Source organism: bacterium (assembly GCA_029210545.1).
In the GTDB taxonomy this organism is placed as follows: domain Bacteria; phylum BMS3Abin14; class BMS3Abin14; order BMS3Abin14; family BMS3Abin14; genus JARGFV01.
Genome location: JARGFV010000114.1, coordinates 1 through 7,653, shown reverse-complemented (window position 1 = coordinate 7,653; position 7,653 = coordinate 1). Strand labels below are relative to the sequence as shown.

Annotated in this window: 5 protein-coding genes; 4 read left to right on the top strand and 1 reads right to left on the bottom strand. The window is 56.1% G+C overall.

Annotated elements, in window-relative coordinates; translation table 11 throughout:
• The 4 genes from P1S46_10425 to P1S46_10410 all read left to right on the top strand — a co-directional run.
• Positions 1-1,174, top strand: a 1,174-nt coding sequence (locus P1S46_10425) for a hypothetical protein (protein MDF1536894.1), incomplete at its 5' end; no start/stop codon positions are given.
• A gap of 293 nt (positions 1,175-1,467) precedes the next feature.
• A complete protein-coding gene (locus P1S46_10420; protein ID MDF1536893.1) occupies positions 1,468-3,726 on the top strand; it encodes a cytochrome c3 family protein in 2,259 nt (752 codons plus the stop codon).
• Positions 3,727-3,893: 167 nt separating this feature from the next.
• Positions 3,894-4,388 (top strand): TlpA disulfide reductase family protein, encoded by a 495-nt coding sequence (locus P1S46_10415; protein MDF1536892.1) that lies wholly within the window; start codon positions 3,894-3,896, stop codon positions 4,386-4,388.
• A 261-nt stretch (positions 4,389-4,649) separates the two neighbouring features.
• A complete protein-coding gene (locus P1S46_10410) occupies positions 4,650-6,320 on the top strand; it encodes a peptidylprolyl isomerase (protein ID MDF1536891.1) in 1,671 nt (556 codons plus the stop codon).
• An 81-nt stretch (positions 6,321-6,401) separates the two neighbouring features.
• Here P1S46_10410 and P1S46_10405 read toward each other — a convergent pair whose 3' ends face one another.
• The gene (locus P1S46_10405) at positions 6,402-7,238 is read right to left on the bottom strand and encodes a hypothetical protein (GenBank protein MDF1536890.1); all 837 of its coding nucleotides are present in this window, start codon (positions 7,236-7,238) and stop codon (positions 6,402-6,404) included.
• Positions 7,239-7,653 lie beyond the last annotated feature (415 nt).

The window sequence follows — 7,653 nt, the reverse complement described above, 5'->3', positions numbered from 1 at the left end:
CCAGGTTGAGGCGGGAGTTGTTTACCAATACGCCGTCAAGTCCAAGGACAACACCGGCAAGGCTTCCACGTTGTCGGACCTCATCGAGGCCACCCTCATGGTGGAGTCGGCTGCGGACAAGGGTCGCGCGCGCCTCGAGTTTCAGGTTCACGCCCTGCCGGCACAGTTGGTCTACAGGGCGGATCTCGAACAGTTCCCGGCAGATTTCGAACTGTGTGGCGACAGGCTGGCTCTCTCCGCCAACAACCTTTACATCACCGAAAACGTGAAGGCTCCTGAGGCGTTGTGGGATCTCGAGATGCTTATTCCAACTGCGAAGCAGTTCAGGGGGATTACCTGGAGCAAAGATTGTGAACTGATCTACATCGCCCACGTTCCATCCGGTCAGATCTGGGTGGTGGATCCCGAGGGCACTACCACCATCGGGGAAGAAAATTACCGTGGCGAGGTCGTTCAGAAATTGGATCTCCCTAAACCCCCGGAAGGACCGCCTGAGGAAGAGGGCACCCTGTACTACATAAGTATGAATACCAGTGGTGAGGAAGTTGTGGTCCAGAGGAAGGAAAAGACCGTCACCAGCGATGTCGCAATCGATCTGGAAGGCAACCTGGTCATTAGTGACCTGGCCAACAGCAGGCTCCTTCGCGTAACTCCGGAAGGGGAGTTTATCGAAACGATCCTTTATGAATCCGGTGAGGAGGTCAGCAACAGCCCGGCCTGGGCAATCGACAAGCCGGGGACATTGACCATTGATGATGAAGGTAATATATTTGTCTCCAGCATTAACCGGATAGTCCAGGTGACTCCGGAGGGTGAAAAAAATTCCATTGGTGGGGGCGGCACCATTTTCGGCACCTTCACCTCCATCAAGGGGATCTCCCAGGATGCGGCAGGTGATCTATACGCTACCGACGGCAGGGCCGGCAACGTTCAGGTGTTCAGATACCAGGAAGCTTACAAGGATCAGATAAACGGGGGATGGCTGCCGACCTATATTGTCACCAATGAAACCAAGAAAGCCAACGTCAACACGTTGACACCGGCGGGCCTGGTGATCACCGAGGACGGCAAGAACATGGTACTCCTGGAGTCCATGAGCAAAACTCTAGCGTATTTCAACCTCCAGAGGGACAAGGCAGATGCCGTTCAGTATCCCTCTCTGGAGGAAAAATAAAGAGACTTTCGCTGGCCAGGGAAGGGTGTCCTTTCCTGGCCTAAGGTAGACGATCAAAATAACTCAACAAGAGAGGGGAGGTGGATGAATAAGCTACCGGCGAGAACCAAGCACCCCTACCGCCCGCCGGTACAAGGCAACATGGCGCAGTGGGCGCCATCAGCGGTATGAGAAGCAGGCGCGCCGTACCAGCCCGGTATCACAGGAACTGGGGCGAGCCTGACCGTGGGGATCAACCCCGCAAGTCGAAACCTAACTAGTTGTTTTGTTGAGCCTTCCAGGAGGAAAATGTAATGAAGAAACTTGGAATCCTGATCACCGCTATTGCCATCGTGGCCCTGGCCGCGACCGGTGCCATGGCGGCCCTGATCAACACCAACCACAACGTTGTGGCCCACGATAACCTTTCTGGTGCCACCGCCCAGCAGGGCGCCTGCTCCTTCTGCCACGTGCCCCACGGGGCAGCCGGCGTCGGCCTGTTCCCCAGCGGTCTCGGCGCTGTCTCCGGTGGCGGGTCCGCTTGGGAAGGCGATGCCATCGCCCAGATGTGTTGGGATTGCCACGGCGACATGGTCACTCCCTCTCCTGCCACGCAGCAGATCGTGCCGTTTCAGGGTGTCCTTGACGGAGCCCACGGCCGTGACGCTACTTTACTGGTTACCGGTACCCTAGGTTGGGGCGACATCACCGGCGCCGACCCGGATCCGGCCCTCGCGGGCATCTACGGCTACGACGCTGCCACCGACAGGATCGGCTGCCAGTCGTGCCACAACCCCCACGATAACGTCCAGCGGCCGTTCCTCCGGGACAACGCCATCGGCGAGGCCGTGGCTGAGGGGAATTTCCTGACCCTCTGCAACGACTGCCACATCAACCGCGCTGCCACGTCCACCAGCGATGCCGTGGGTGGATCCAGGCAGAACCATCCCACCGATAACCGGGCCCTGGCTGATACGGTTGCTTCAAGCCTCTACCAGTTTGGTGTTGCCGGTTATTCGATCCGCTTCGACAGCACCTGGGCCAGCCTCGCTGTGGAGATCACCTCGGTTGCAGCCGGTAACGACGTCGAGCACTGGAACCTGGGCGGCAAGTTCGTGCAGGGTTCTGCCGGTGGGATCAACTGCGCTACCTGCCACATGACCCACTCAAACGAGGTTGACGAAACCGCCTACGCCGTGGGCGACGGCCTTGCCGGCAACCAGGTTGGCGCCTTGCCTGTTGGCTGGGGTTATAATTTCCTCCTGGCGCTGGATAGCAACCCCGCCGCCGGTGCTATTGCCGCCGTGTGTGCCGGCTGCCACGACATCGTCGCCGATCCCGCCGCCGGCCCAGGTGCCGCAACCACGTACTCTCACCCTTACCAGTCTGCGGCCCCGTGGGGAGTCTCGGTGGACATTGTTGCTATGGCCAACAGTTACGGCGCCAAATGGGGCGGAGTTGCCCCCAACGAGACAATAGTATGCCAGTCCTGCCACGACATGCACTTTGCAAGGCTTAGCGACTTGGCTAGCACCGACACTTATTCGCTTCAGAGGGTCTACTGTGAGGACTGCCACGATGCGGCTTCTTCCAAGACCGGCCACCACCCCTCCGGTATCGATGTGACCTGGACTGGTACAACCCCGGAACTGCGTGATGACGGCGCCGGCGGTCCCCCCGAGATCGGGTCCGACGTGACCTGGAACGCTGTTGACCGAGCTGACGTCCAGAGCGCATCCGTGGTTGACTGGACCAGCAGTAACACACCTTACCGTTTCGCCACTTCGGCCGTTGAGGATGGCGTCATGAGCTGCGCCACCTGTCACTTCAGCGGTGCTCACAACAACGCCACCGCTTTCCCTGGTGTGGTCGGTGACGCCGCTGAGGCGACCATGTGTGTGGACTGCCACGGGCTGAACCCCTCTGTGTACACTGCGCAGGTTGGTGGTCTTGAGCAGGACGGCACCCACTTCCTCGGTCCGGTTACCGTTACCGGGTACAAGTGGGGTAATGAAACCGGTGCTGTAGACAGTGTCACCCCGGCAGCAGGTGCAGGTGCTGCGTTCTACGGCACGGGCGGCGAACTGATCTGTACCTCGTGCCACTTGATCAAGACAGATACCTATATAGTGCAGACGGCCAACAACGTGGGCGACAACGAGGCCGGCACAAAAGACACTATCGGTATGATGCTGTCTCCCTCGGGTAACGCTGTCGATGATGGTGGTGGTGCTACCAACACCGTTACGGGCGACTTCCTTTGCACCGATTGCCACGGTGCGGCCCCTGGTGCCAACACGACCCATCCGGTCCAGCCTGAAACAACAGGTGCCATGTCGGCTGCAACGCTTCCCAATGCGACGGTCGCCGATAACGGCGTGACGCCTACAGCCACCAGCGGCATCAACTGCGAGTCCTGTCACCGGGCCCACGATGCTTCCACCGCCTGGTGGGCAGGCAAGTTGGCTTCTGATGGTCACTACATCCTTGAAGCCAACGTCCCCGTGCTGGGCGGTGCTGGTGCCGAGTATGTGAACGAGCAGGTGCTCTGCAGCTCCTGCCACCTTAAGTAACGCATGCAGTTTGCTGTAGTAGATCCAAATTAATGTAAGGCGCGTGGGGGGAATATCCCCCCACGCGCCTCTTTGTTATTTACGGAAAATGGTACCTGGCAGTAGTATCGGGATAAGGAAACGATCCCAGGATCTTTTTCGAAATTTTAGTCGGAAGGAGTGTTACCATGCGTAAACTTTTACTTATAATGCTGGCAGGCCTGATGGTGCTGTCCCTTGGGGTCGCGCCTGTTCTCGCCGGACCGGTCCTTGCCGGGGAAATGCTTCCGGATACCCTCTCTGTGAAGACATTAGATGGTAAAGAATTGATGCTAAAATCCATTACTCAGGGAAAGCCCTCGGCCCTGATATTTTTCAACACGTCGTGCCGTAATTGCCTCAACGAGATCAAGTGGGTGTTGCGCAAGCATAAGGACCAGAATAACGTCCTCATTTCTATCGACCTTGCAGGGGCACCGGCCGTAAAGCGCTACCAGAAGCAGTATATGCGGGATTACCCGGATTACCCCATCTACCTGGACCAGGAGTTCAATGTTGCCGGCGCTTTCGGCCTGTCAGTGACGCCCGCCTCGGTTCTCGTTGACAAGGATGGTAAGGTAGTTAAGGTATTCTCCGGATACGACAAATCCAGTGAAGAAGAGATCAACGCGCTATATAAATAATTGTCGTCATTTTTCATTTTAATTGTCACCATAATGTGATCTATTCTTTGATCTATTTCCAGGGGGGGGCATGATTGCCACCCCCTCTTTATTCGGATAGTTTGCAACAGCAAGGTTACACGGGAGGTTTAAATGAGATCCAGTTTTTCCTGTCAGCGGCTTTTGGCAGTTTTAATCTTTGTTTTGATTAGTGCGGTAATCTCATCCTGCGGGAAAAAGCCGTTTGAAAAGGTGGAACAGCAGCCAGTCGGGGAGGCCGAGGTGGCCGCACTGCGGGAGGCCGATCCGGGTAGCCCTGTATTGGAGGCCGGGGGGTATCCTGTTGAAAAGCAGGAGCTAAGTGATGCCTTCATGGACCTCTTCTCCAAGCCTTCCTCGGAAGATACTTACGAGTCGGTTGCCCGCGAGACCCTTAACACGGTCATGTCACGGCACTACCTGTTTCTGGAGGCTAAGCAGAGAGGCCTTGAGGTTGATGCGGAGACCTGGTTACAGTGGAAGGTAAAAAGCCGTTTCTGGATAGGCATCACTTTTATGGGTTTAAAAGGCAAGGATTTCGTGGTGCCGGAGGAAATTCTGGCTCAGTTGATTCCCGAAGACGCCAGGGCGTTCAAACTCCACCAGTTGACTCTTCCGGATCTGGCGGCAGCCCAGGACATCCTGTCGCGCATTAACGAGGGTCAGCGCATAGAGGGCCTGGCCCCGGAATACAGCATTGATCCCGTTGCCCTGCGGGGAGGGGGGATCAAGGACTGGCAGGTCATGGCCATGGGAAATATCTACGGGGATGAGATTCTTGGTAAGCTGGTAAACGTGGAACAAGGCCGCCATTCGGAGATCATTCGCACCCCCATTGGCTACACGATCTTCCGCGTGGATGAAAAAAGACCCTTGTCTGACTCCGAGAAAACCGGGATCAGGACACGCCATCGCAACGAGCTTCAAAACGGGATGGTCAATGCGTACCTGGAACAGGTCCGTTCAAAGTATCCGCTTGAGATCAAACATGACGCCCTAAATAAAGCGCTGGGCGAAAATAACCCTGAGGCGGTGGTAGCATTAGTGGGTAATTTCCCTGTGACCCTCAAGTTTATGCGAACCTATGCGTATCACCTTATGGTCTCTGTGGACCGCCCCGCGGACGACAACTTGGAAACGTGGGTGAGGGTGATTAACCTGATGAGCCCAGGTCTGGCTATGACCGAGGAGGCGATGGCTCAGGGCTTCGGGGATGACCCGATGGTCCAGGAAAACCTGGCCCGCGTGAAGAAGTACAGCCTGGCGACCACCATGATAGCAACCCTTGCCCGCCAGGTCGAACCCACTGAGGAAGAGCTTTATACCTTTTACCGCGAAAAGTTTGGCAACGTCGATGAACCAGGTGTTTTCAGCGTGGATGGAGCCCGGGATATTGACTTCGAAACAGCTGAAAAGATCAGAGGACTCCTGGAAAGCGGCACCTCCCTGGACGAGGCTCTTTCAGCGGTGAGCCTTCCCGACACTGGAGAGAGGCTCTCTGGGACGTTCAAGGACGGCGATTTTGACCGGGCCACTTTACTTGTTTTGGAGAAGACCCCCTCCGGGGAAGTTGCGGGACCGATAGGCATCGGGTTGTCCTATGGTGTTTACCGCATCACCGGTAAGCGCCGTGGAGAAATGCCGCCCTACGACCAGGTCCGGGAGTTGGTCAGGGCCCAGTACACCACCAACAACAGCTCCGACCAGCGCTCCGATATCATCGTGCGCCAGAGCAAAGCAAACCCGGTGAAATATTTTTACACCCGAGAGGTCATCGACAAAGTGATAGGTGAGTGGCTTGATTTGCAAAAAGCGCTTCGGGGCGTGTCGCCTCCTGGTGGTTTTCACCAGCGCGGCGGCCCCAGCGAGATCATCGTCCCGGGTGGCGGTCAACGGCCTGCGGGCCACCCATGATCGGCCGAATATCCCGAAACCAAAAAGTAAAGGGCGGACCGCACGCGGTCCGCCCTTTACTTTTCCTTACAGGATGTGGAGCTAGGGTTCCACGATCTTTATCACGGCTTTGTTGCGAAGTTCCTCCACTTTGGTTACGATGGCGGCATTCATCCCCTCCCCTGTTATACGTGATCCAAGAGACCCTTTAACCTCCTCGAAAGTGGATCCCTGGCGGGGGATGAACGATTCCACGAACAAGATGATGTAGAATACCTCTCCGTCCTTCTTGACGTTCCGGAAGTAGGTGGCGGACCCGGGTGCTACATCCCGGCCCTTTTCGTAGACGATCCCCCCTACCCGGGAGTCCGTTGTGTTGTCGAATACCCAGGCTACCGCTGCTTTGCCGCCCAGCCGTTTCTTATACCGGTCTACAAGGGCTTTGATGTCGGCCCGGGACCGAACCGAAGTCTTGTCCTGTTTCATGTCACGCAGGAAGGCCTCGTCCACCTCGTCGCCGATGAAATTCACGCCCACGTAGCTGTAGGTCAGACTCTCCACCCCGCTGATCTCGTTAATTTTTTCATCGTAGTAGTCCCTTACTTGGTCCGAAGACAACGCTTTGGGCGCCAGGAATTCGGTAGCATACTTGCGTGCCAGGTAGGTGTGGAGGGAAAGAGCCCGGTGCTGGTTCATCTCCAGCTTCAGTGGGGCGAGGAACTTTGACATTTTCTCGGTCCCTCCCAGCATGGAAAGGCTTTTTTCATAATAATCGCTGAACTCCTTTTCCGTTACCGTGACGCCGGCATCTTTGGCGGCGCGTACAAGCAGTTCACGCCCGATCATCTGGTGCAGAACCGGCTGGATATGTTTTTCGCAGTATTGATCGAAATCTACCATTCCGTGAAGGGAGATGGTGGAAAGAGCATTGAGTTTCAACTGGGACAGGATAAGCTCCCCGTCCAAATTAATGCCGTTGATTATCACCTTTGGGGGGCGATAGGACATGTCGCCGGAGTCGTTGGTAAGCTGTAAAGGTGCGTCTGCGCCCTTGGATCCGGGAGTTGATTGATTACTGAAGGCCAAAGCCGGCATCTGGGTGACAAGTAATGTACCGGCAATAATCAGGCAAATTGTGAAGAATCTCATGGCAGCAGGTCCTTTCCAGGGTTGTGGTTCAAGCAAGTTCACTTTAGTTGCCGGTTTTCTTTCTCAATATCGTCATTTTTTGCTGGGCGAGCGAGTTGTATTTCGGATCCCCCAGCCAGTAACGCATGAAGTTCTGGTAGTTGACCAGGGCTTCATTAAACTGGCCCAGGTTCTCGTTGGCAAGAGCAATGTTATAGTAGGACAT